Consider the following 22,491-nt stretch of genomic DNA (forward strand, 5'->3'; position numbering starts at 1 on the left):
CCCATGCCAGCGACGCCGCGACATTTCGCCACGCCCTCGAGCGCCCCGAGCCGCGCGTCGCGCTCGGCCTCGCACTGCGCGGCATCGCGCATGCGGCGCTGGACCTGTCGGACGGCCTCGCGGGCGATCTCATGCACATTCTCGAACGCTCGTCGATGCGCGCGAGCGTCGACGTCGACGCGGTGCCGCGCTCCGACGCGCTGCGCCGTCTCGCTCCCGAGATCCAGCGGCGCTGCACGCTCGCGGGCGGCGACGACTACGAGCTCTGCTTCACCGCGCCCGCCACCGCGCGCGCGGCGGTCGAAGCCGCCGCGCAGAAGGCCGCCGTGCCGGTCACCCGCATCGGTACAATAAGCGCTCTCGACGCAACCACCGACCGCCCGGCCATCGCGTGGCGCAATGCGGCCGGCGCGCCGCTCACTCTGACGTTGCAAGGTTTCGATCACTTTCATGCAGAATGACCACCCGCTCGGCCCCGCCGACGACCTCTCCGGCAGCCCGCAGCCGCGGGTGCCGGAACCGCGCACGCCGAGGCCGCAACCGCGCCGCGCCACCGCGCGCTTCATGCTGTCGCATCCGCTGCATATCCTGTCGCTCGGTTTCGGCAGCGGCCTCTCGCCGGTCGCGCCGGGCACGGTCGGCACGCTGTTCGCGTGGGCCTCGTTCGTCGTCCTGAGCCGCTATCTGACCGTCATCGAATGGGGCGTGCTGATCGTCGCGGGCTTCGTCGGCGGCATCGCGGTGTGCGGCTTCACGGCGAGGCGGCTCGGCGTCGAAGACCCGTCGGCCATCGTGTGGGACGAAATCGTCGCGTTCTGGCTCGTGCTGCTGATGGTCACGCCGGCCACCGTGACCGGCCAGGTGTGGGCATTCGTCATCTTCCGTTTCTTCGACATGGTGAAGCCGCCGCCCATCGGCTATTTCGACCGCCGTCTGAAAGGTGGCTTTGGCATCATGTTCGACGACCTGATCGCCGCATTTTTTACGTTGCTCGTGATCGCGCTGTGGCGCATGTCGGTTTGAACTTCGGTCCGACCGCCGCCCGGCCATCGCCCCTTGCCGCGCCTCACCGCCGGCGCCGTTTTCCGGATTGACGCCATGCCTACCGATTCCGTCGTTCATCAGCTTGCGATCCGCGTGAGCAATCGTCTACGCGACGAGCGCCTGATGCTCGTCACCGCCGAATCCTGCACCGGCGGCATGGTCGCGACCGCGATTACCGACATTTCCGGCAGCAGCGGCTGGTTCGAGCGCGGCTTCGTCACCTATTCGAACCAGGCGAAAAGCGAAATGATCGGCGTGCCGGCCGAACTGATCGACAAGCACGGCGCGGTCAGCGAACCGGTCGCGCGCGCGATGGCCGAGGGCGCGCTGCGCAACAGCCGCGCACAGGTGTCTCTGTCGATTACCGGCGTCGCGGGGCCCGGCGGCGGCACCGAGACCAAGCCGGTCGGCATGGTCTCGTTCGGCTGGAGCAACCGGCTGCATACCTCGGTCGAAACGAAAATTTTCAAGGGCGATCGCGAGCAGGTTCGCGTGCAGGCCGCGGCCCACGCGTTGCGCGGCGTGCTCGCGCTGCTCGACGAGCGCGAGCACTGAGCCTCGCGCCAACGGCGAACTGACGGGCGAGATATGAGCAATTCGCGGGCGGTGACGAACGAACTGATCCGCCGCTTCGATCTGAAGCCGCATCCTGAAGGCGGATTTTTCTCGGAAACCTACCGCTCGGCCGCTCGTGTGTTGCGCGACGGCGAGCCGGCCGAGCGAGGCGGCACGCGCTCGGCCTCGACCGCGATCTACTACCTGCTGTGCGACGGCGCGCATTCGGCGTGGCACCGCATCCGCTCCGACGAAATCTGGCATTTCTACGCCGGCGCGCCGCTGAACGTCCACGTGCTCGACGGCCACGGCGGGCTCGTCACGCATCGGCTCGGCAATCCGCTCACGCATCCCGGCACCGTGTTTCAGGCAGTGGTGCCGGCCGGCTTGTGGTTCGCGGCCGAGTGCGCCGACCCGGCGACGTTCGCGCTCGCCGGCTGCACGGTCGCGCCGGGCTTCGAATTCAGCGAGTTCGAACTCGCGGACGCCGAGGCACTGAAGGCGCGGCATCCGCAACATGCGGCATTGATCGGGCGGCTCGCGCCGGCGGCCTGACGGTTTTTCAGGAAGCAGCCCTTGCGGCTTCCGGCCTATACATCTGGGCCGCCCTTCTGGCCCAAGATTGTGGGCCGCGCTTCTGGCCCACGCTTCCGTCCCTCGCGCCCAGCCCAAACTGCCCCTCGCGCCTTAGCGGAACGCGTTGATCCGGTCCCGCGTTGTCTTCGCGGCCTGCGCCGCAGCCTCGCCGAAGTCTTCGCCCTTGCCCGCGTAGATGATCGCGCGCGACGAATTGATGAGCATCCCCGTGCCGTTCGCGGTCCGCCCGGCAGTGACGGTCGCCTGCACGTCGCCGCCCTGCGCGCCGATGCCCGGAATCAGCAGCGGCATCTCGCCGACAATCCCGCGCACCACCTCGATTTCCTTCGGGAACGTCGCGCCGACCACGAGCGCGAGCTGGCCGCTCGCATTCCACTTGTCCGCCGCCAGGTGCGCGACGACCTGATACAGCGGACGGCCGCCCGTTTCGAGGAATTGCAGGTCGGAACCGCCCGCGTTCGAGGTCCGGCACAGCACGATCACGCCCTTGCCCTCGTGTTCGAGATACGGCTCGAGCGAATCGAAACCCATGTACGGATTGACCGTCACCGCGTCGGCCCGGTAGCGCTCGAACGCCTCGCGCGCGTATTGCTCGGCGGTGCTGCCGATGTCGCCGCGCTTCGCGTCGAGAATCACCGGCAAGCCCGGATGATTCGCGTGGATATGGGCGATCAGCTGTTCGAGCTGGTCTTCCGCGCGATGCGCGGCGAAGTAGGCGATCTGCGGCTTGAACGACGACGCGTACGGCGCGGTCGCATCGACGATCGTGCGGCAGAACTCGAAGATCGCATCGGACCGGCCCGCGAGCGCGCCCGGAAATTTGCCGGGCTCGGGATCGAGGCCGACGCACAGCAGCGAGTTGGTGCGCCGCCAGGCGTCGTTGAGTGTCTGGATGAAATGGGACATGGTGGGTCTCGCGGCGAGCCGGTAATCGGAAGAGGCGCGTATTTTACCTGCGGATTGTGTGACGCCCGCGATAGCGCCCGTGCCCGGTCGCGGCGTAACCGCCGCCCCTTATTGCCGACGTCGCGCCCGGCGCCCGCCCGGCATCGAGCGCAGGCCCGTGCGCTCGACCGTAAAGCGGAACAGGCGCGTCAGGCGCTCGCCGCGCTTGAGCAGCGTCATGCCGTGTTCGCTCGCGCCGCCGGCGAGATTCATCGCGTTGATCGGGTGATCGACCGGCTCGAAGCAGAAGAAGTCTTCGCCGGGCGGCGTGTACAGCACGTAGTAGTCGGTGTCGGCGGCGATGTTCAGCGACAGCCGGCGCTTCGGCCACACCACGGCCGCCTGGCCGCTCCAGCCCGTGAACGCATGATTGACGATCGTCTCCGGCAGCGGATATGCAACGCCAAACTGCCACGCGGGCGGCGCCGGCACGTGCCGCACCGGCAGCCAGTCGTCGCCCGACAGCCACAGGCCGCCGGCCGCCGCCGACAGTTCGGTGTCCGCGTCGCGCACGAAGAATGGATGCACGCCGAGCCCGAACGGCAGCGCCTCGCGCCCGGCGTTTTCGATTTCGAGTTCGACGACGAGCGTCGGGCCGTCGAGCGTATAGGTTTGCGTCGCGCGGAACGCATAGGGCTTGCCGTCGCTGCGGTCGAGCGCGAGACGCACGTGTTCGCGGTCCGCGTCGAGCACCTGCCAGGCACAGAGCCAGCCGTCGCCGTGAATCGGCAGCGGCTCGTCGGCGCGGTTGCGCGGCACGTCGACGCGCCGCCCCGCCACGCTGAAATGGCCGCCGCCGATCCGGTTCGAGTACGGCAGCAGCGGATAGCAGGCCAGCTGGTTCGGCTGCGTGTCGGCGCCGACATGCCGGCAACGGCGGAAGATCGGCGTGAGCGCGCCGTCGTCGCGCCAGTCGAAGCGGGTCACGCCGCCGCCGAGCGTCGGCGCAACGTCGAGCCGCAAATGCGCGTTGGCGAGCGTGACGCAGGCGATATCGCCGGCGCTGCCTTCGCCGACCGCCACCGCCGACGTGCTCGGCCCCGCCAGCACGGGATTGGCCGCCGCGGCGAGGCGCGAGCGCCGGGTCTGCGAGGTAGGGGATGAGGCTGAAACGAGATTCGCAACAGTCATATCTGGCTCCATCGAGAGGCGTGGGACATTGCCGTCAGGGCTGACGGATGCTGCGGGCGATTTTTTATGACTGGGTCGCCTCGGGTCCGAACGAACTACATGCTGCCGATTTGTTGCTGCTTGCTGCTTTATTACTGCTTTATTGCTGCTTCATTGCCGATTTATTGCCGATTTATTGCCGCTACTGCCTGGTCTGATTCCGATCGCGGTTCGCCACGGCGACGCGGCAGGCTCGCTACGTTCCGAACTACGCGCCGAACCCACGCACCGCACCGGCACCGCGACGTCGACTTCCGCTGGCGACTCCGCCTTCACGGGCACGGCGCCGGCGCGCGGCCGGCACCGCATCGTTGCGCGCTATGCCGGCGAACCCTGAAACAGCGGCTCGGGCACGCCGAGCCGCGCCAGCGTCGCGACGAATACGCCGCCCGCGAACGCATCGGCCGCGCGCGCCGCCGCATCGAGCTCGGCATACGCACTCGTGATGTACAGCGTGTCGAGCGCGGCCTTGCCGCCTGCCTGACCCAACGCCGAACCGCCGAGCGCGACGCAGGTGGGCTGCGTGGCCGGCACCTCGACGCGCTCGGTTTCCACGCCGTCGGGACCGTAGCGCACCACGCGCGCGCCGCCCCACTGCGCGTTCCACAAGCCGCCCTCGCTATCCACGCTCGAACCGTCGGGCAAGCCGTGCGCGTCGGTCAGGCGCGTGAACACGCGATCGTTGGCGATGCTGCCGTCCGCGCGATAGTCGCACGCGCGAATCTCACGCGTCGGCGAATCGCAGTAATACATCGTCGCGCCGTCGGGGCTGAACGCGATGCTGTTCGAGATCGCCGGCGCGGGCAACGGCAGGCGTTCGAGCGACAGATCGCGATTGAGCCGGTAAAAGCCGGCCACTCGCTGCAGCGTGCCGCTCTCGTCCTTGGTGCCGAACACGAAGCGTCCTTGCCGGTCGCAGCGGCCATCGTTCAGGCGCGTGTTCAGGTCCGCTTCGACATCGACGATACGCTGCGTCGTGCCGCTTTCCAGATCGAAAAACGCGAGATGCGACGCGAGACCGACCAGCACGTAGCGCGGATTCGCGCACAGCGCGAACGTCGCGAGTCGCTCGGGCATCCCGAACGACTCGCTACGGCCGGTGGCCGGATCGTAGCGCCACAGTTGCGCGCCTTCGATGTCGGTCCAGTAGAGGCGGCCGCTTTGCGCGCACCAGGTGGCGCCTTCGCCCAGCTCGCACTTCGCGTCGAGCAGCAGCGTGGCGCGTTGCACATCCGGTGCGGCGCTCATGCCCAGCCTCCATCGACGACGACGTCCTGCGCGGTCATCATGCGGCTGTCGTCGGCGGCGAGAAACAGCGCCATGCGCGCGAGGTCGGCCGGCATCAGCTCGGCGTCGAGGCACTGGCCTTCCTTGATCTGCCGGCGGCCCTCGTCGTCGAGCCAGAGGCGCTTCTGCCGGTCCGTCATCACCCAGCCCGGCACCAGCGTATTGACGCGGATATTGAAGTAGCCGAGGTCGCGCGCGAGGCCGCGCGTCAAACCCTGCACCGCCGACTTCGACATCACGTACACCGGATAGCCGCCGTTCTTCAGCATCCAGCTGATCGAGCCGAGGTTGATGATCGAGCCGCTCCGCGCGGCCTTCATGTCCTCCATCACGGCCTGCGCCGCGAAGAACTGATGGCGGATATTCACGGCGATGCCCGCGTCGAACGACTCGCGCGTCACCTCGCCGATCTGGTGACGCCGGTCGTTCGCCGCGTTGTTGACGAGCACCTGGATCGGGCCCAAAACGGCCTTCACGTCGGCGATCGCTGTTTGCAGCGCGTCGACGTCGGTCAGGTCGCAGGCGAGAAACAGCGGCTTGTGCTGCGAATCGCCGAGCCGATCGGCAAGCGCTTCGCCCGCGCTCGCATCGATGTCGAAGAATGCGACGCGCGCGCCCTGCGCCGCGAAGTGCTCGACGAACGATGCGCCAATGCCGGTCGCGCCGCCCGTAATCAATACCGTGCGATCGGCGAGACTCGGATAGCGCGCGTAGGCGGTATCCGCGAGGCTCGCGTTTGCATTGGCCGGAGACGACATCGTTCGGTTCCTTTATGAGCGTGAGATGAGGTGAAAGCGAATCAGTCGCGCGCGCCGCGATTCTTCAACTGGTCGAGCAGCACGGCCGCGAGCAGGATCGCGCCGCGCACGAGGTACTGATAGAACGCATCGATATTGAGCAGGTTCATCACGTTCTCGACCGTGCCCATGATGAGCACGCCGATCACGACACCGGAGATCGTCGCGCGGCCGCCGAGCAGCGACACGCCGCCGAGCACGCACGCCGAGATCACGTTCAGCTCGAAGCCTTCGGCCGCGTTCGGCTGCCCCGAGGTGATACGCGACGCGAGGATCACGCCGGCCAGCGCGGTCACCGCGCCCTGGATCAGGAAGATGTAGACGCGCGTGCGCTCGACGTTGATACCGGCGAGCCGCGACGCTTCCGGATTGCCGCCGATCGCGAGCGTGTTGCGGCCGTACACGGTCTGGTTCAGCATCACGCCGAACACGATAAAGCAGAGCAGCGTGACCCAGATCGGCAGCGACACACCGAAGAACGTCAGGCCACCAAGCGCGATGAACGTATCCGACGACACCCCGACCGCCTGGCCATGCGAGACGATGAAGCCGAGGCCGCGCACGATTTCCATCGTCGCGAGCGTCGTGATCAGCGCGTTGATGCGCAGATAGGCGATCACCGCGCCGTTGACGAAGCCGATCACCGCGCCGGCCGCGACCGCCGCGACGATCGCGATAAACGTGCTGTTGGTCGCGTTGAGCACCATCGCGCACAACACGCCGGCGAACGCGACGGTCGAGCCGACCGACAGGTCGAAGTCGCGCGACGCGAGACAGAACATCATCGTGCAGGCGACCATGCCGATCTGCGAGATCGACAGCGCGAGGCCGAGCATGTTCTCGATCGAGAAGAAGTGATCGACGGTCAGCGACATCGTGATGAACATCACGACGAAGATCACGATCAGGCTGTACTCGGTGATCTGCTGCCACCACTTCGCCTTGTCGCCGGGCTGTGGAATCAGCGCATCGGCCGCGCTCTTGGCGGCCTGCTGCGCGAAGTTTTCTCTGGCTTGCATGTTCGATACTCCTCCCGTTCCTCACGGGTTGTGGACTTGCGTCCAGATAAGGTTCAGGCCGCGCGCGACCCGCCCTGGTTGGCGGCGCTTGCGTTTGCGTTCGTGCTCGCGTTCGCGTTTATGTCATCAGGCAGCGCGGTCGAGCTTTGCGGCAGCGCGAGGCTCAGCACCGACTGCTCGGTCGCATCCTTGCGCGCAAGCTCGCCGGAAATGCGGCCCTGGCGCATCACGACGATCCGGTCCGAGACGCCGAGCACTTCCGGCAATTCCGACGAAATCATCACGATCGCGCAGCCGCGCTCCGCGAGCTGATAGATCACGTTGTAGATTTCGTGCTTCGCGCCGACGTCGATGCCGCGCGTCGGTTCGTCGAGAATCACGACCTTCAGATCGGGTTCGGCGAGCCAGCGCGACAGAATCGCCTTCTGCTGGTTGCCGCCCGACAGGAAACGGATCTTCTGGCGGCGGCTCGGCGTCTTGATCTTGAGCAGCTTGATGAAACGGTCCGCGGTTTCCGCTTCCTTCTTGCGGTCGAGAAACATGCCCGCGCGCAGATAGTGGCGGCGGCAACTGATGTTGATGTTCTCCGCGACCGTCGCCATCGCGACGATGCCCTCTTCCTTGCGGTCTTCCGGACACAGCACGATGCCGTGCCGGATCGCTTCGCCTGCGCTGCGCACCTTGATCGGCTTGCCGTCGAGCAGCAGTTCGCCGCCCTTCCTGTGCTCGGCGCCGTACACGAGGTGCATGAGTTCGCTGCGCCCCGCGCCCACGAGTCCGAAGAAGCCGACGATCTCGCCGCGCCGCACCTCGAAGCTGGCCGGCTGCGCGAGCGGATGGCCTTCGATCGCCTTCGCCGCGAAGCGCACCTCGCCGAGCGGCCGCGCCGAATAGCTGTAGATATCCGAAATTTCCCGCCCGACCATCTCGCTCACGATCGTGTCGCGCGACACGCCTTCGAGCGTCGGATGCGAGGCGACCTTGCGGCCGTCGCGGAAGATCGTGCAGGCGTCGCACAGCTCGTAGATCTCGTCCATGCGGTGCGAGATGTAGATCATCGCGCGGTTGTCGGCGCGCAGATCGCGCACGAGCTTGAACAGCACTTCGGTCTCGCGGTGCGAGAGCGAGCTGGTCGGCTCGTCGAGCGCGATCACGCGCGCGTTGCGCAGCAGCGCCTTGCAGATTTCGACCATCTGCCGCTGCGCGATCGACAGCTTGCGCAGCTTCGCATTCGGGTCGAGTGCGACGCCCATCGCTTCGAGGCGTTCGCGCACGAAGCGCTTCGCCTCGCGCTTGTTGACCCAGCCGAGCGAGTTCGGCAGCGCGCCGAGCAGCAGATTTTCCGCGACCGTGAGGTCGGGGACGTATTGCAGTTCCTGGTGAATCACCGCGATGCCGGCGCCGATCGAGGCCGCCGCGCTCGCGAAGCGCACCTCGTTGCCGTCGATCATCACGCGGCCCGAATCGGGCTGATACTCGCCACCGAGTATCTTCAGCAGCGTCGATTTGCCCGCGCCGTTTTCGCCCATCAGGCCATGAACCTGGCCCGCGTGAACGTCGAAGGACACACCGTCGAGCGCGCGCACGCCTGGAAAAACCTTGCCGATATTGTCAAAACGTAGCGTCGCTGACACTTCGCCTCCTATGTCCAGCCGCCGGCACGCCGCCCTGCCCGATGGCAGGAAAAGCGGCGCGCCGGCGGCGTACTTCATCTCACAGCAAGCACCACGCTTACTTCGCCGCGAGGCCCATCTTCTCGCGCACTTCGCCGACGTTGTCGCGCGTCGCCAGCATGCCGGTCGTCAGCGTGAGCTTCGGCGGTTCCTTGCCCTGCGTGATCCAGTCGTACATCAGCGTCGAGGTTTCTTCGCCGTGGCGCTTCGGGCTGATGATGACCGTACCGTAGAAGCCGGTCGGCTGCGGCTTCTTGAACTCGTTCAACGCCGAGTCCGAGCCACCGATGCCGATGCCGATCATGTTGTCGGCCTTGAAGCCGCGGCCTTCCGCGGCGCGCACCGCGCCCAGCACGCCTTCGTCGTTCAACGCATAAGCGACCCAGTGCTTGAACTGCGGGTTTTTCGTGAGCGCGATGTTGGCGGCGTTGAAGGCGTTTTCGGTGTCGGTCTTCGCCTGCGGCGCGGCGATCACGTTCGCTTTCGGAAAGCCCGCGGCGACCAGCGCGTCGGTCGCGCCGGTGGTGCGGTCATGCGCGGTCGGCAGCTGCTCGTAGGTCACGTCGATCGCGCCGACGTCCTTCATGTCCCAGCCGCGCTTCTTGATTTCGGCGGCGATGCCGTCGCCGACCTGCTTGCCGATGTTGTACGCCGAGATGCCCATATGCGGCACCGACTCGATCGGCTTGCCCGCGCCGTCGACGAGACGGTCGTCGACCGTCATCATCTTCAGGCCGTCGGCCTTCGCCTTCGCGACGATGCCCGGCCCGAGCTTGACGTCGGGCGTGCAGATCACGAAGCCCTGCGCCTTCTGCGCGGCGAGGTTGTCGATCGCGCTCATCACCTTCTCGCCCGACGGCGCGCCGATCTTCACGAGCGTGAAGCCCTTCTCCTTGGCGGCGATCTCGGCGAACTTCCATTCGTCCTGGAACCAGGGCTCTTCCGGCTGCTTCACGAGGAAGCCGATCTTGACCTGATCAGCGGCCTGCACGACCGGTGCGTTGAAGAGCACACCCGCCGCCGCCGCTGCCAGCGTGAGGAAAATTCTACGTTTCATGATGCGTGTCTCCTGACTAATTGATAACGAGAAGGTAATCGGCCGCGTCTTCTTGTACCGGTCTGACACACGCGGCCAGCGCGTCGTCCGGGTTCGGTCCGTCCCGTTGCGGCGAGACGGTTTCAGTCGTGATATAGCGCCGAGCGCCCGCCATCGACGGTGATGCAGCTCGCGTTGATGAACGGTGCCTCGTCCGAGGCGAGGAACACCGCGGTCATCGCCACTTCTTCCGGGCGGCCGATGCGCTTCATCGGCTGCAGGTCGAGCGTCGCCTGTTTCGCCGCCGCCGGATCGGGCTGCCCGTTCCACCAGTCGTGCGTCAATTGCGTCTCGATGTAGCCGGGCGCGATCGCGTTCACGCGCACGTTGCGCGGTGCGTACTCGATGCCGAGCGCGCGCGTAAGGCCGATCACGCCGTGCTTCGCGACCGGGTACGGAAAGCAGCCCGGAATGATCTTGAACGCGTGCGTCGAGGCGATATTCACGATGCTGCCCGCGCCGCGCTCGACCATGCCCGGCAGCACCGCGCGGCAGCCGTTCCAGACGCCGTCGAGATCGACCGCGAAGCAGCGCCGCCAGTCGGCGTCGGTCATCGTCAGCGGATCGCAGAACACGTTGATGCCCGCGTTGTTGACGAGCACGTCGAGCGCGCCGAAAGCGCGTTCGCCTTCGCTCACCGCATGCTGCACCGAGGCCGCCTGCGTCACGTCGGTCTGCACCGCGAGCACGCGTGCGCCGATGCCGCTGCTGCTGCCAACCTCGGCTTCGATCCGCGCGGCCGTGCGCTGCGCCGCGTCGAGATCGAGTTCGGCCAGCACGACCGCCGCGCCCTCGCGCGCGAACGCGAGCGCGATCGCCGCGCCGATGCCGCGTCCGGCGCCGGTCACGAGAGCAGCCTTGCCGGCGAGCCGGTTCATTTCTTCGCGCCCGCGCGGGCGCTCCGCAAGCCGTTGAGGTAGGCCTTCGCATGCGCGGCGGTCACGGCCGCGCTCTGGCCCGGCTTGTAGAGCGCCGAGCCGAGCCCGAAGCCATTCGCGCCGGCGCTCAGGAACGGCTCCATGTTGTCCGGCGTGATGCCGCCGACCGGCACGAGCGGCACCTGCGCCGCGATCACCGCGCGCCAGGCCTTCACGACATGGCTGCCGAGCTGCTCGGCGGGGAACATCTTCAGCACGTCCGCGCCGTTTTTCAGCGCGATGAACGCCTCGGTCGGCGTCGCGACGCCGGGCGCGCACGCGAGGCCCCGCGCCTTCGCGGCGAGGATGACCTCAGGGTCGCTATGCGGCATCACGATGAGTTCGCCGCCGGCCTTTTTGACTTCGTCGACGAATACCGGATGCAGCACCGTGCCCGCGCCGACGATCGCATCGGCCGGCAGCGCCTTGCGGATCGCGGCGATGCTGTCGAACGGCTGCGGCGAATTGAGCGGCACTTCGACGATGCGAAAACCGGCTTCGTAGAGCGCCTGGCCGTGATCGGCCGCATCGGCGGGCGTCACGCCGCGCAGGATCGCGATCAGCGGACAGGCTTCGAACGCGGCGATCAGTCCCGCGTGCGGCATGTACGGCGCGGGCAGGTTGATGTGGGGTTGCATGTCGGTTCCTTGTTGAATGTGCGGTCGCGTCGCCGGTCGGTCGTCCCGTTAGCCTGCGCTCGATACACTTGAAGCGCAGGCGGACGGATCGACGAGCCCCGCCTCGCTCGCGACGCGCCACAGGCCGCGCTCGGTTGCATGTTTGACCAGTTGCGCCCGCTGACAGCCGAATTGCGCGAGCGCGAGGCGATAGCGCTCGCACAGCGCCTCGTTGCCGATCAGCCGCAGACTCTGGCGCGCGAGCGAATCCTGCTGCTGCGCGAGCACCGCGTCGAGGCCGGCCAGCTCGTGCCCGATCAGCAGGCCCGAGAGATAGTCGGGCTGCGCTTCGCTCGGCAACTGAGCGGTGAGGCCGAGCGTGCGCGTACTGAACACGGTCGCGAGCAGGCCGGCCTGGCCGTTTTCGCGCGCGATGCTCACGCCGCGCAGGAATGCTTCGGTATCCGGACGGTCGGGCGTCACCATCGTGCGGCCGAGGATCGTGTGCTCGCGCAGCGCGGCGAATACCTCGCCCGTCATGAACGTATGGAAGTGCTCGATGCGTCCCGCCTGCACGACCGCCCACTTGGCGTGCGTGCCGGGCAGGCCGATCAGCGAGCGAGCGGGGTTGGCCGCGGTGTTGGCCACGGTGTTAGCCGCATCGCCGGCCGCGTCGTTCGCGGCGCCCGCGTCTTCGCTGAGCGCGCCGACAATCTGCGTCTCCTCGCCGCGCATCACGTTGGGCAGATCGCCGCGCTGCAACACGCCCGGCACGATATGCAGCGTCGCGCCATTGGCCGCCTTCACGCGGACGATGCCGGCCACGAGCGCGTCGGCGTTGGCGGGCGTATCGACGTACGGCGCTTCGAGCCAACCTTGCGCGCTGCCGACCATGCCCGCCGCGATCACCGGCGCTTGGCTCGCACGCGCGAGCCAAGCGCCGCAGGCATCGTCGAAGGCGGCGTCGAAGCCGCCTTCGGCCGCGCTGCGCGGCAGATTCATGATGCCGGCCGTCGATGCGCGCGTCGCCAGCACGCGGCCCTGCGCGTCGTACAGATAGGCACGCAGCGACGTCGTGCCCCAGTCGAGCGCGATCAGCGCGGCGCGCGCGAAGTCGATGGCGTCGGCGCCGCTATCGATGCCGCTATCGACGGCGCGTTCGTGGTTCGCCACGGTGGCGGTGCCCGCTCGTGTCATCGCTTGATCCTGCGGGTTGCCGGTTGCGGAGCGCGCCAACCGAGTTCTTCCGAGATCGCGCGCGCCTCGCGCTGCACGACCGAAATCAGTTCGTCCATGCGTTCGAGCGGCATGTACGGAATCGTGCTCGCCACCGACAGCGCCGCGACGATCGCCCCCGACGCGTCGCGCACCGGCGCCGCGACGCAGCGGATCGCCGCTTCGTTTTCTTCGAGATCGAAGGTGTAGCCGCCGGCCGCGTAGTGGGTCATGCGTTGCAGGAAGGTCGGCGCGTCGGGGCGGTTGTCGGGCTTGAAGCTGACGCCCGCGAGCGCGCGGCGCGACGCGTCGAACAGCGACTGCCACGCGTCGGGGCCAAGGTCGAGCATCATCGCCTTGCCGATGCCGGTCGACGCGAGCGGCATGCGATGGCCGACGCGCGAGCGCATTTCGAGGCCGCGCGTGCCGGGAATCTTGTCGATGTACAGCACGTCGTCGCCGTCGCGCACGCCGAGGTGGATCGTGTCGAGCGTCTGCTCGGCGAGCGATTCCAGATGCGGACGCGCGACGGCGGTCAGCGGCATCTGTTCGAGCGCGATCGTGCCGAGCTCGATCAGCTTCGGCCCGAGCAGATAGCCGCCCTGCACCTGCCGCAGATAGCGCGCCTGCACGAGACTGCTGACGAGCCGGTGCGTGGTGCTGCGCGTCGTGCCGAGCGCGGCGCCGAAGCTGCGCAGATCGCGCACGCCGGCGGCGGCCGCTTCGAGAATCGCGAGCCCGCGCAGGAGCGTCTGCGTGCCGGCCTGCTGCGGCGTGATCTCCAGCAGCGTGACGGGCAGCCCGAGTCCGTCGACGGTGCCCGGCCGCGCGACGGGACGCGACGCTTTCGCGGCAACGCTGGCGGTGGCGGCAACGCCGACCGCGTCGGCCTTGCTCGGCGTGGCGCTCGCGGCGGGATCGTCCTCGGACACGTTGACGGCGTGAGTAGGCATCGCTTTGTTCATGGCGATTCGCTTTCGATGGTGTTGCGCTTAACGCGCGGGACTGGAGAACAGGACGGGAATGCGCGTGGCAGGAATGCCTGCGATGCCGCAAGGATGCGGTCTTTGCATGGTGAGCCTCGTCTCCAGTTTTTTGCTGTTGCTACCGGCGTGGCCGGAGCGCTGAGCGTTCCGGATCGCGGTGCATGTTGAACTGGATTGTAGGGCGACTTTCTGGAATCACCAATATGTGAATGTTGAGTCCAAATAATGAGATTTTAGTTGCCAATCAAGTGTTTAGCGATGCCTGGCACGCGTGGGTTTCAGGCGCAAAAAAGCCCGCGCGCGGCGGGCTTCAGACTGCGGGAAAACAGGGTTTGGGGCGCTCGCGCACGAGTGGCGCGCGGCGATTCACTCGGGCAATTCGGCGGAGCCCATGCGTCGCGCGATCACGCGCGAGCGCTGCGCGAGATAGGCGGAATTGCGGTGCTCGTCGAAATATCGGGGATTCGGCAGCATCACGGCGAGCCGCGCCGACTGCGCGGCCGTGAGCTTGCTCGCCGAGGTCTTGTAGTAGTACTGCGCGGCGGCCTCGGCGCCATACACACCGTTGCCCCATTCGACCGAATTCAGATAGATCTCGAAGATGCGCTGCTTGTCCATCAGCGTTTCGAGCATCCACGTGATGATGAGCTCCTGCCCCTTGCGGATGTAACTCTTCTCGCGCGACAGAAACAGGTTGCGCGCGAGCTGCTGCGTGATCGTCGAGCCGCCGCGCACGATGCGGCCCTTCGCCTTGTTGCGCTCCCACGCCTGCAGGATTGCGTCGGTTTCGTAGCCGTTGTTGTTGACGAAGTTCGCGTCTTCGGAGGCGATGATCGCGCGCTTCAGATTGCGCGAAATCTGCTCGTACGGCACCCAGCTGCGCTGCACCGAGAGGTCCGGCCGATCCTGCGACAGACGCCACGCGTCCGAGCGCATGAAGGCCGTCGAACGCGGATCGACGACGTTCCAGACCGCGATCTGCGCAAAGTAGAACGCCTGCGTCGCGAGCCAGGCGATCGCAAACACGGCGATCAGCCAGGCGAGCCAGCGCAGCAGGCCGGACTGGCCCCGCGAACCGCTCACGCGCCGCGTCGCCGTCATCGCGCTCAGGCGGGAGACGACGCCGTCAGCAGCGCGCGCAATTCGGCGAGCACCGGCGCGCCGTCCGGACGCACGCCGCGCCACACGTAAAACGATTCGGCGGCCTGCTCGACCAGCATGCCGAGACCGTCCGCGCCGCGCGCGCCGAGCTTCGCCGCGTGCTCCATGAAGACCGTCGGATGCGCGCCGTACATCATGTCGTAGGCGAGCGTGCCGTTGCCGAACGCGCGCTCGTCGCACTCGGGCAGCGACGCGTCGAGGCTGCCCGCCGTCGCGTTGACGATCACGTCGTACTGGCCCGCTTCGATCGCGCGCGCGCTGCCGCCCGCCAGATTGCAGTGCGCGTCGCGCGCGGCCTGCGCGAACTGCTCGACCAGCGCCTCGGCCTTTTCCGCCGTGCGATTGACGATCGTCAGCGTGTGCGGCGCGCGGTCGAGCATCGGCAGCACGACGCCGCGCGCCGCGCCGCCCGCGCCGAGCAGCAGGATGCGCGCGCCCTTCAGCGGCACGCCGAGATTGACCTCGATGTCGCGCACGAGGCCGAAGCCGTCGGTGTTGTCGCCGTAGATGCCATCCGCGTCGACGCGCAGCGTGTTCACGGCGCCGGACGCCGCCGCGCGCGGCGATAGCGTGGTCGCGAACGCATGCGCGTCGAGCTTGAACGGCACGGTCACGTTCAGACCGCGCCCGCCCGCCTCGATGAACGCGCGCACGTGCGGCACGAACGCATCGACCGGGGCGAGCAGAGGACCGTAGTCGATCGGCTCGCCGGTTTGCGCCGCGAAGCGTCCGTGGATGAACGGCGACTTGCTATGGCCGATAGGGTTGCCGATGACCGCGTAGCGGTCGCGCGTCTGATTGCCGCTCATCGTCCCGGCTCCGTGAGGTGTTGTTCGGCGTCCGTGGGGTTGGCTGCGCCGTCGCTTCCATTGTTGTTCTCGTCGCCGTTTGCCTCGGCCGACGCGGACTCGCCGTTGGGGTTGTCGTCCGGGAGCCCCGCTTCGGCTTCGCTTGCGGCGCTATCGTCGGCGGCGTCGAGCAGTTCTTCCTCGCCCTCGTCCGCTTCGTCGGCTTCCGCGCCGCTCGTCACGGTCGGCGCATCGAGCACGTGCAATAGACGCACCGACGCTTCGATCGTCAACTCGTCGATCGACATGACTTCCATCTGCAAACGCGTGCCGCGCGCATGCACGCCAAGGCCCGGCACGTGCAGCAGCAGCGGAATTTCTTCGAGACGCACGAGGTCGCCCTTCACGACCGACGCCACCACCTGTTTGCGGTTCTCCTGCTTGAGCCAGCGCAGACACCAGAAGTACTCCATGCGGCGCTGGTAATCGGCGTACGCGGTGTAGGTGTCGTCGAAGCCCTGCACGACCGCGAACAGATCGGCGTCCTTCGGCTTGAACGGCGCGGCCAGCTTCGCGGTCACGCCGTGCTGTACGCAGGCGATCAGTTGCCACTGGTTCACGAGGTCGACGTAGCGGCGCAGCGGCGAGGTGCTCCACGCGTACTGCGTGACGCCGAGCCCTTCGTGCGGCGCGGCGTTGGTCTGCATGCGCGTGCGCTTCGGGCCGCTCGGCGCGCCGAACGCGCGCTGCGTGCGATAGATGCCCGGCACGCCGTGATCGTGCAGGAACGCGCCCCACGACGAGTTCGCGAGAATCGCCAGTTCGGCGACGATCGTGTCGAGCGGCGAGCCGCGCCGGCGCGGCGTGATCGTGACATGCTCGCCGTCGACGTAGAAATTGAAATCGGTATTGCGCTGCACTTCGCGGCGCAAGCCATAGCCGGCGCGCGCGGCCTGGCGCTTTTCGAACAGCGCCTGGGCGAACGGCCACAGCACCGCGATGTCGTCCTTATGCGGATACTCGCCCGCGCCTTCGGCCAGTGCCTCTTCGGTGACGACTTCGTCGAGCGTGTTGTGGCGCAGGTTGTTCTTCACGAACACGCGCTCGGCGCGCGTTTCGCTCGCGACGATCTCCTGCGTCTCGCGATTGACGATCACATACAGCGACAGCGCCGGCCGATAGTCGCCCTCGCCGAGCGTAAAAGTTTCGACCACGCTGTCGGGCAGCATCGTGATCTTGTCGCCGGGCATATAGACGGTGGAGAGCCGCGCGCGCGCGATCGCGTCGACCTCGTCGCCGCGCTGGATGCCGAGCGCCGGCGCGGCGATGTGCACGCCGATGCGCACGCGGCCGTCGGCCAGATGCTCGACCGAGAACGCGTCGTCGATTTCGGTGGTCGTGATGTCGTCGATCGAGAACGCTTCGACGTCGGCCTGCGGCAGATCGTCGGGCACGTTCGCGGCGGCGACCGCCGGGAAACCGGTGCCGTGCGGGAAAAACTCGGAGAGGAATTTCGCTTCGTGCAGCGCACGCGGCGAAGCGATCGCGCCGCATTCGAGCAACAGGCGCGCCTGCGAAATGCCGCGCGCGGCCGCGGCGCCTTCGAGCGCCTTGTATTCGATCGTGTTCTTGTCGGGCTTAGTGAGCAGCGCAAGCGCCTTGTTGCCGGTAAACGCTTCCGGCAGACGGCCTTCCTTCAGCTCGTCTTCGTACTGTGCCTGCACGAGCGCCTGCTGGCGCTTGCGTTCGAGACCCGCGAGCGCCATCTTCAACTGCTCCTGCGGCGCGCGCTGATACATGCCGCGGCCCTTGCGGCGGAAATACACCGGCGAGCCATGCATGCGCAGCACGAGCGCCGCGCGTTCGGCCGCGCCGAAGCTCTCGCCGAAATACTCGGCGCCGAGCGTCGCGAACGGGAATTCGTCCTCAGGCGCGCATTCCCACAGGAAATCGAGATCAATCTCCTGCGCAAGCGCGTCGGCCTGCTGCATCAATTCGGCCGCGGCCGGCTTCTCGAATTCGATCAGCACGTCCTTCGCGCGCACCTTCGCGCGCCGCCCGCCCGGCAACTCGACCTGAAACGCATCGCCCTGGCGCGACAGCACGCTGCCGGCCTTGAAACTGCCCGATTCCTCGAAGAAAACGTTCACTCAATACTCTCGTTCTGACTTGCATCTGCCGGCGCGCCCGATCCCGTTCTGCGATCGGTCACTGCGTGCGCGGCACGGCAACGTGTTCGTGGTAGTGGTCCGCGGCGCGATACGCGCGCCCGCGGGGTCAATTCAGGCCGCCTCACGCGGCGCCGGCGGCTCGACGTGGCTGGCGTCGCAAAACGCCAGCACGTCGTCGACGTATTGCGCGAACTCGCTGATCGCGTGGTCGCTGCCTTCGATCAGCTTTGTGCGCGCGCCCGGATAGTGCGCGAGCATTTCGCGGTAGTCGAGCACCTCGTCGCCGGTGGCGGCCATCAAATAATAGCGTTCGGGCCGCGTGATCGACGTGATGCCGAGCGCACGCAACTCATCCAGATGATGCGGCTCGACGACGATGCTGCCGCCGCCGTGCCACAACGGCTGCTCGCCGAGATAGGCGCTCAGATCGCGCTGCGGCACGACCGCCGGGTTCAGCAGCACGGCCGGCCAGCCGTGCTTTTCGGCGAGGTGCGTGGCGAAATAGCCGCCGAGCGAGCTGCCGATCACCGTCACCGGCTTCGCGGCGGATGCCATCGCGCCCGTCGCGCGGGCCTCGGCCACCAGCGACTCGGCAAGCGCGACCGTTTCCAGCGGCGACACCGGCAGCATCGGACAGCACCATTCGTCGCTGCGGCCCAGCTCGGCAAGCCGCGCCGCCATGACGCGCGCCTTGAACGAATTCGGCGACGAACGGAAACCGTGCAGATAGAGAATCACGCCGCGCCTCGCGCGGCAAGGCCGTCGAGCAGCTTCTGATGCACGCCGCCGAAGCCGCCGTTGCTCATCACGAGCACCTGGTCGCCGGGGCGCGCGGCGTGAACCACCGCTTTGACGAGCGCGTCGAGATCGGCGAATGCCTGCGCCTTGCCGCCAAGCGGCGCGAGCGCTTCGCCGAGATTCCAGCCGAGCGCGTCGCGGCCGGCCGGCGCGCCGTAGCCGAACACGAGGTCGGCGTCGGCGAGACTCGCCGGCAGTTGCGCTTTCATGACGCCGAGCTTCATCGTGTTCGAGCGCGGTTCGAGCACCGCGAGAATCCGCGTGTTGTCGCGGCCGACGCGCGCGCGCAAGCCGGCCACCGTCGTCTCGATCGCGGTCGGGTGGTGCGCGAAGTCGTCGTACACGGTCACGCCGTCGACGCTGCCGCGCACTTCCATGCGGCGCTTCACGTTGCGAAAGCCCGACAGCGACTTCGCGGCCTGCGCGGGCGGCACACCGACGTGGCGCGCGGCGGCGATCGCGGCCAGCGCGTTCATGCGGTTGTGCTCGCCCTGCACCTGCCAGTCGACCACGCCGACGCGCTCGCCGTTGTGATAGACGGCGAAGCGCTCGTCGACGGGCACGCCCTGTTCGGCCGGCTGCATGTCCCAGCCGCCCTGCACGCCGAAGCGCTCGACCTCGCTCCAGCAGCCGCGCGTGAGCACGCGTTCGAGCGCGTCCTCGCGGCCGTTCGTGACGACGCGCCCGAGGCCCGGCACCGTGCGGATCAGATGATGGAACTGCGTTTCGATCGCGGCGAGATCGGGGAAGATGTCGGCGTGATCGAATTCGAGATTGTTCAGCACCGCCGTTTTGGGGCGGTAATGGACGAACTTCGAGCGTTTGTCGAAGAACGCGGTGTCGTATTCGTCGGCTTCTATCACGAAGAAGCTCGAATCGGTGAGCCGCGCCGACACGCCGAAATTGAGCGGCACGCCGCCGATCAGGAAACCGGGGTTCAGGCCCGCGTCTTCGAGCAGCCAGGTCAGCATCGAACTCGTGGTGGTCTTGCCGTGGGTGCCGGCCACCGCCAGCACCCACTTGCCGTTCAGCACGTGCTCGCCGAGCCATTGCGGACCGGACACGTACGGCAGGCCACGGTCGAGAATCGCTTCCATCAGCGGATTGCCGCGCGAGACCACGTTGCCGATCACGAACAGGTCCGCGTTCAGGCCGTTCAGCTGGTCCGCGTCGTAACCCTCGATCAGACCGATGCCTTGCGCCTCGAGCTGCGTGCTCATCGGCGGATAGACGCCGGCGTCGCAGCCGGTCACCGTGTGGCCTGCGTTGCGCGCGAGCACCGCGAGACCGCCCATGAAGGTGCCGCAGATGCCGAGGATGTGGATGTGCATAAGCCTGTCGTGCCGCGCGGGCGTTTTTTTGCGAGGGATGGGAGTGCCGCAGGACGGCCGGAACGACCGTCTGCAAAGGACGCCTATTGTAACCGACGCGGCTCGCGCAGCCGGTTCGCCGCACCCCGCCGAACCGCGTCGCCAACCTCGATCTAGTATCATGGACGGATGGTCCGCAAATCACATTTCGATCCGCAGCGCGTGCGCGAGGAAATCGCCATCGCGGCTGCCCGCATGATTGCCGAAGACGGTCTGGACTACGCCACCGCGAAGCGCAAAGCGGCCCGGCAGGTCGTCGGCGAGAGTCGTGTTGCCGGCGAATGGCTGCCGGACAACGATCAGATCGAAGCGGAAATCCGCGAGTATCAATCGCTGTTTCAGGGCGACAGTCAGCCGGCGCTGCTGCGGCGGCTGCGCGTGATCGCGGTCGACTGGATGGAGCGGCTCGCGCCGTTCAATCCGTATCTGACCGGCGCGGTGCTCGGCGGCACGGCCGGCGAACATTCGGACGTGCATCTGCAAGTGTTCTGCGACAACCCGAAGGAAGTCGCGATTCATCTGCTGAACGCGAACGTCCAGTACGACGTGTCGGAAACGCGGCATTTCGCGGGCCGCGGCTACGTCGAAACGCTGAGCTTCCTCTGGCGCCCCCCGGACGAGCGCGACGCGGAGCCGGTCGGCATCCACGTCGCGCTGTACGAAACCGACGATCTGCGCGGCGCGGTGCGCGCCGATGCGCGCGGCCGCACGGCACGGGCCAATCTGCAGGCGGTGCAGGCGCTGCTCGACGACGGCGCAATCACCTCCTTCACCAACTGAACTGAAACAAAGCAGAGCGACAATGAACACGAGACGGATTCTGGCAAGCGCGGTGGTCGCGCTGGTCGCCGCGGGCGGCGGAGTGCTGGCCAATCACTGGTTCAATCGCGATGCCGACGCCGCGTACGCGGCGCAGGGCGGCGCGCAGTCCGACACGACTCGGAGCGCGGTCGAGCAGTTGTGGGCCGCGCCGGTCACGAGCGTCGACGGCAAGCCGCAGTCGCTGAGCCTGCTCAAGGGACACCCGGTCGTCGTCAACTTCTGGGCCTCGTGGTGCGGGCCGTGCGTCGAGGAAATGCCCGAGCTGTCGCAAATTCAGCGCGAGTACCAGAAGAAAGGCATCCAGTTCGTCGGCTTGGGCGTCGACTCGGAAAAAAACATCGAGGCGTTCCTGCAGAAGGTCAAGGTGGCCTATCCGATCTACGTGACCGGTTTCGGCGGCGCCGACCTCGCGCGCGCCTTCGGCAACAACGCGGGCGGCTTGCCGTTTACCGTCGTGATCGACGCAAAAGGCAACATCCGCTCGACAAAATTGGGACAGATCGACCCCAAGGCGCTCCGTCAGACGCTCGATACGCTGTAAATTCCCGGTTTCTTTTGCTGCCGCCTTTTAGTACCCGATTTCGCGCGGAACGAGTAAAAATGCGCGAGAATCCCGTGGATTTGAGTGAAGATGAGTCCGCCGCGCGGTGACGCGCCGCGCCGGCAAGCGCTCCGTACGCGCGCGAAACTAGACAAGTTTCTCTAATCAGCGCTAAAGTGCGCGCAATTCCACGGAAAAAGAAGCGACCATGACGCGACTGCTGGTACTGCACGGACCTAACCTCACCCTTCTCGGCACCCGGGAATCCGAGGTCTACGGTCACGTGACCCTGCCGCAGATCGATCAGGCGCTGGCAGACCGCGCAGCCGACGCAGGCGTCGAGCTGGCGTCGTTCCAGAGCAATCACGAAGGCGCGCTGGTCGACCGCATCCAGTCGGCCCGTGCGGAAAAAACCGATTTCATCCTGATCAATCCCGCCGCGTACACGCACACGAGCGTGGCGATTCGGGACGCACTGGCGGGGGTCGGCATCCCGTTCGTCGAGATTCATCTGTCGAACGTGCATCGCCGCGAACCGTTCAGGCATCACTCGTATTTCTCCGACCTGGCTGAAAGCGTGATTTACGGCTTTGGCTGGAAGGGGTATCTGTACGCACTCGAATTCGCGCTCGACCGGCTCGCGGCCGGCTCGCCGCGCGGCTGAATCCAAACACGTCCAATTTGAGCCGGCTACTGCGCTTGCACGGGCCGGCACACTACGCATTGAAAGGGGCAACCTGATGGATCTACGTAAACTCAAAACTCTGATCGACCTCGTCTCGGAGTCCGGCATCTCCGAACTCGAAGTAACCGAGGGCGAAGGCAAGGTCCGCATCGTCAAGAATGCGCCGCCGGTTTACGTGCAACCGTCCGCCTCGTACGCGGCTCCGCAATTCGCGCCGCCGGCACCGGCCGCGGCGGG

The 22,491-nt window shown here is 67.0% G+C and carries 23 protein-coding genes and 1 pseudogene; 8 read left to right on the forward strand and 16 right to left on the reverse strand.

Annotation, left to right across the window (positions count from 1 at the left end):
• The 4 genes from F3J20_RS29935 to F3J20_RS29950 form a co-directional block, all read left to right on the forward strand.
• Positions 1-461, forward strand: a 461-nt coding sequence (locus F3J20_RS29935; protein ID WP_240162960.1) for an AIR synthase-related protein, incomplete at its 5' end; no start/stop codon positions are given.
• A complete protein-coding gene (locus F3J20_RS29940; RefSeq protein ID WP_205299415.1) occupies positions 451-1,023 on the forward strand; it encodes a phosphatidylglycerophosphatase A in 573 nt (190 codons plus the stop codon). The genes F3J20_RS29935 and F3J20_RS29940, both read left to right, overlap by 11 nt.
• 75 nt (positions 1,024-1,098) lie before the next feature.
• Positions 1,099-1,599: a CinA family protein gene (locus F3J20_RS29945; RefSeq protein WP_167048819.1), complete on the forward strand. Its 501-nt coding sequence runs from the start codon at positions 1,099-1,101 to the stop codon at positions 1,597-1,599.
• Positions 1,600-1,632: 33 nt separating this feature from the next.
• The gene (locus F3J20_RS29950; RefSeq protein ID WP_167048817.1) at positions 1,633-2,154 is read left to right on the forward strand and encodes a cupin domain-containing protein; all 522 of its coding nucleotides are present in this window, start codon (positions 1,633-1,635) and stop codon (positions 2,152-2,154) included.
• Positions 2,155-2,286: 132 nt separating this feature from the next.
• Here the strand turns inward: F3J20_RS29950 and pyrF are convergent, their stop codons facing one another.
• The 16 genes from pyrF to mpl all read right to left on the reverse strand — a co-directional run bounded on the left by pyrF (position 2,287) and on the right by mpl (position 20,167).
• A complete protein-coding gene (gene pyrF / locus F3J20_RS29955) occupies positions 2,287-3,102 on the reverse strand; it encodes an orotidine-5'-phosphate decarboxylase (RefSeq protein ID WP_167048815.1) in 816 nt (271 codons plus the stop codon).
• Positions 3,103-3,210: 108 nt separating this feature from the next.
• Entirely contained in the window at positions 3,211-4,272 is a 1,062-nt protein-coding gene (locus tag F3J20_RS29960) for an aldose 1-epimerase (protein ID WP_167285666.1), read from the reverse strand.
• A gap of 357 nt (positions 4,273-4,629) precedes the next feature.
• Entirely contained in the window at positions 4,630-5,559 is a 930-nt protein-coding gene (locus tag F3J20_RS29965) for an SMP-30/gluconolactonase/LRE family protein (RefSeq protein WP_167285667.1), read from the reverse strand.
• On the reverse strand, positions 5,556-6,356 hold the full coding sequence (locus tag F3J20_RS29970) for an SDR family oxidoreductase (RefSeq protein ID WP_167285668.1): 801 nt from the start codon (positions 6,354-6,356) through the stop codon (positions 5,556-5,558). Before F3J20_RS29970 ends, F3J20_RS29965 begins: the two co-directional genes overlap by 4 nt.
• Positions 6,357-6,397: 41 nt before the next feature.
• Positions 6,398-7,414: an L-arabinose ABC transporter permease AraH gene (gene araH, locus F3J20_RS29975; RefSeq protein ID WP_167285669.1), complete on the reverse strand. Its 1,017-nt coding sequence runs from the start codon at positions 7,412-7,414 to the stop codon at positions 6,398-6,400.
• 53 nt (positions 7,415-7,467) lie between these two features.
• Positions 7,468-9,048 carry an L-arabinose ABC transporter ATP-binding protein AraG gene (gene araG, locus F3J20_RS29980; RefSeq protein ID WP_167048805.1) on the reverse strand — a complete coding sequence of 527 codons (1,581 nt, stop codon included), beginning with the start codon at positions 9,046-9,048 and terminating at the stop codon, positions 7,468-7,470.
• Positions 9,049-9,145: 97 nt separating this feature from the next.
• A complete protein-coding gene (locus tag F3J20_RS29985; protein WP_167048803.1) occupies positions 9,146-10,144 on the reverse strand; it encodes an arabinose ABC transporter substrate-binding protein in 999 nt (332 codons plus the stop codon).
• A gap of 122 nt (positions 10,145-10,266) precedes the next feature.
• Positions 10,267-11,061 carry an SDR family oxidoreductase gene (locus F3J20_RS29990; RefSeq protein WP_167285670.1) on the reverse strand — a complete coding sequence of 265 codons (795 nt, stop codon included), beginning with the start codon at positions 11,059-11,061 and terminating at the stop codon, positions 10,267-10,269.
• Complete coding sequence (locus F3J20_RS29995; RefSeq protein ID WP_167285671.1) at positions 11,058-11,738, reverse strand: 2-dehydro-3-deoxy-6-phosphogalactonate aldolase; 681 nt, start codon at positions 11,736-11,738, stop codon at positions 11,058-11,060. Before F3J20_RS29995 ends, F3J20_RS29990 begins: the two co-directional genes overlap by 4 nt.
• A 48-nt stretch (positions 11,739-11,786) precedes the next feature.
• On the reverse strand, positions 11,787-12,914 hold the full coding sequence (locus F3J20_RS30000; protein ID WP_167285672.1) for a 2-dehydro-3-deoxygalactonokinase: 1,128 nt from the start codon (positions 12,912-12,914) through the stop codon (positions 11,787-11,789).
• On the reverse strand, positions 12,911-13,897 hold the full coding sequence (locus F3J20_RS30005) for an IclR family transcriptional regulator (protein WP_167285673.1): 987 nt from the start codon (positions 13,895-13,897) through the stop codon (positions 12,911-12,913). The genes F3J20_RS30000 and F3J20_RS30005 overlap by 4 nt, the downstream gene beginning before the upstream one ends.
• A gap of 387 nt (positions 13,898-14,284) precedes the next feature.
• Positions 14,285-15,019, reverse strand: a complete 735-nt coding sequence (gene mtgA / locus F3J20_RS30010) for a monofunctional biosynthetic peptidoglycan transglycosylase (RefSeq protein WP_167048793.1) — start codon at positions 15,017-15,019, stop codon at positions 14,285-14,287.
• Between the two features lie 5 nt (positions 15,020-15,024).
• Positions 15,025-15,888 (reverse strand): shikimate dehydrogenase, encoded by an 864-nt coding sequence (gene aroE / locus F3J20_RS30015; RefSeq protein WP_167048791.1) that lies wholly within the window; start codon positions 15,886-15,888, stop codon positions 15,025-15,027.
• Positions 15,885-18,017 carry an RNB domain-containing ribonuclease gene (locus tag F3J20_RS30020; protein ID WP_167285674.1) on the reverse strand — a complete coding sequence of 711 codons (2,133 nt, stop codon included), beginning with the start codon at positions 18,015-18,017 and terminating at the stop codon, positions 15,885-15,887. Before F3J20_RS30020 ends, aroE begins: the two co-directional genes overlap by 4 nt.
• A gap of 132 nt (positions 18,018-18,149) precedes the next feature.
• Positions 18,150-18,776, reverse strand: coding sequence for a YqiA/YcfP family alpha/beta fold hydrolase (locus tag F3J20_RS30025; protein WP_167285675.1), 627 nt, complete (start codon positions 18,774-18,776; stop codon positions 18,150-18,152).
• Positions 18,773-20,167: a UDP-N-acetylmuramate:L-alanyl-gamma-D-glutamyl-meso-diaminopimelate ligase gene (mpl, locus tag F3J20_RS30030; RefSeq protein ID WP_167285676.1), complete on the reverse strand. Its 1,395-nt coding sequence runs from the start codon at positions 20,165-20,167 to the stop codon at positions 18,773-18,775. Before mpl ends, F3J20_RS30025 begins: the two co-directional genes overlap by 4 nt.
• Positions 20,168-20,335: 168 nt before the next feature.
• On the opposite strand from mpl, the gene F3J20_RS30035 reads away from it, so the two are divergent.
• The 4 genes and pseudogenes from F3J20_RS30035 to F3J20_RS30050 form a co-directional block, all read left to right on the forward strand.
• Positions 20,336-20,986, forward strand: coding sequence for a UDP-N-acetylmuramate--alanine ligase (locus F3J20_RS30035; protein ID WP_167048783.1), 651 nt, complete (start codon positions 20,336-20,338; stop codon positions 20,984-20,986).
• A 22-nt stretch (positions 20,987-21,008) separates the two neighbouring features.
• On the forward strand, positions 21,009-21,569 hold the full coding sequence (locus F3J20_RS30040; protein WP_167285677.1) for a TlpA disulfide reductase family protein: 561 nt from the start codon (positions 21,009-21,011) through the stop codon (positions 21,567-21,569).
• A gap of 208 nt (positions 21,570-21,777) precedes the next feature.
• Positions 21,778-22,233: a type II 3-dehydroquinate dehydratase gene (gene aroQ / locus F3J20_RS30045; protein ID WP_167048780.1), complete on the forward strand. Its 456-nt coding sequence runs from the start codon at positions 21,778-21,780 to the stop codon at positions 22,231-22,233.
• Positions 22,234-22,309: 76 nt separating this feature from the next.
• Positions 22,310-22,491 (forward strand): annotated as a pseudogene (locus tag F3J20_RS30050) (acetyl-CoA carboxylase biotin carboxyl carrier protein); the annotation flags it as partial.

Source organism: Paraburkholderia sp. Cy-641 (assembly GCF_011752945.1).
Classification (GTDB): Bacteria; Pseudomonadota; Gammaproteobacteria; order Burkholderiales; family Burkholderiaceae; genus Paraburkholderia.

Bases quoted from the DNA above. Each gene is read 5' to 3' on its own strand.
- mpl (WP_167285676.1), bottom strand. From the start codon at position 20,167: ATGCACATCCACATCCTCGGCATCTGCGGCACCTTCATGGGCGGTCTC.
- F3J20_RS29940 (WP_205299415.1), top strand. From the start codon at position 451: ATGCAGAATGACCACCCGCTCGGCCCCGCCGACGACCTCTCCGGCAGC.
- mtgA (WP_167048793.1), bottom strand. From the start codon at position 15,019: ATGACGGCGACGCGGCGCGTGAGCGGTTCGCGGGGCCAGTCCGGCCTG.
- aroE (WP_167048791.1), bottom strand. From the start codon at position 15,888: ATGAGCGGCAATCAGACGCGCGACCGCTACGCGGTCATCGGCAACCCT.
- F3J20_RS29995 (WP_167285671.1), bottom strand. From the start codon at position 11,738: ATGCAACCCCACATCAACCTGCCCGCGCCGTACATGCCGCACGCGGGA.
- F3J20_RS29950 (WP_167048817.1), top strand. From the start codon at position 1,633: ATGAGCAATTCGCGGGCGGTGACGAACGAACTGATCCGCCGCTTCGAT.
- araH (WP_167285669.1), bottom strand. From the start codon at position 7,414: ATGCAAGCCAGAGAAAACTTCGCGCAGCAGGCCGCCAAGAGCGCGGCC.
- F3J20_RS30040 (WP_167285677.1), top strand. From the start codon at position 21,009: ATGAACACGAGACGGATTCTGGCAAGCGCGGTGGTCGCGCTGGTCGCC.
- F3J20_RS30000 (WP_167285672.1), bottom strand. From the start codon at position 12,914: ATGACACGAGCGGGCACCGCCACCGTGGCGAACCACGAACGCGCCGTC.
- F3J20_RS30005 (WP_167285673.1), bottom strand. From the start codon at position 13,897: ATGAACAAAGCGATGCCTACTCACGCCGTCAACGTGTCCGAGGACGAT.
- F3J20_RS29965 (WP_167285667.1), bottom strand. From the start codon at position 5,559: ATGAGCGCCGCACCGGATGTGCAACGCGCCACGCTGCTGCTCGACGCG.
- aroQ (WP_167048780.1), top strand. From the start codon at position 21,778: ATGACGCGACTGCTGGTACTGCACGGACCTAACCTCACCCTTCTCGGC.
- F3J20_RS29960 (WP_167285666.1), bottom strand. From the start codon at position 4,272: ATGACTGTTGCGAATCTCGTTTCAGCCTCATCCCCTACCTCGCAGACC.
- F3J20_RS29990 (WP_167285670.1), bottom strand. From the start codon at position 11,061: ATGAACCGGCTCGCCGGCAAGGCTGCTCTCGTGACCGGCGCCGGACGC.
- pyrF (WP_167048815.1), bottom strand. From the start codon at position 3,102: ATGTCCCATTTCATCCAGACACTCAACGACGCCTGGCGGCGCACCAAC.
- F3J20_RS30035 (WP_167048783.1), top strand. From the start codon at position 20,336: ATGGTCCGCAAATCACATTTCGATCCGCAGCGCGTGCGCGAGGAAATC.
- F3J20_RS29970 (WP_167285668.1), bottom strand. From the start codon at position 6,356: ATGTCGTCTCCGGCCAATGCAAACGCGAGCCTCGCGGATACCGCCTAC.
- F3J20_RS29985 (WP_167048803.1), bottom strand. From the start codon at position 10,144: ATGAAACGTAGAATTTTCCTCACGCTGGCAGCGGCGGCGGCGGGTGTG.
- F3J20_RS29945 (WP_167048819.1), top strand. From the start codon at position 1,099: ATGCCTACCGATTCCGTCGTTCATCAGCTTGCGATCCGCGTGAGCAAT.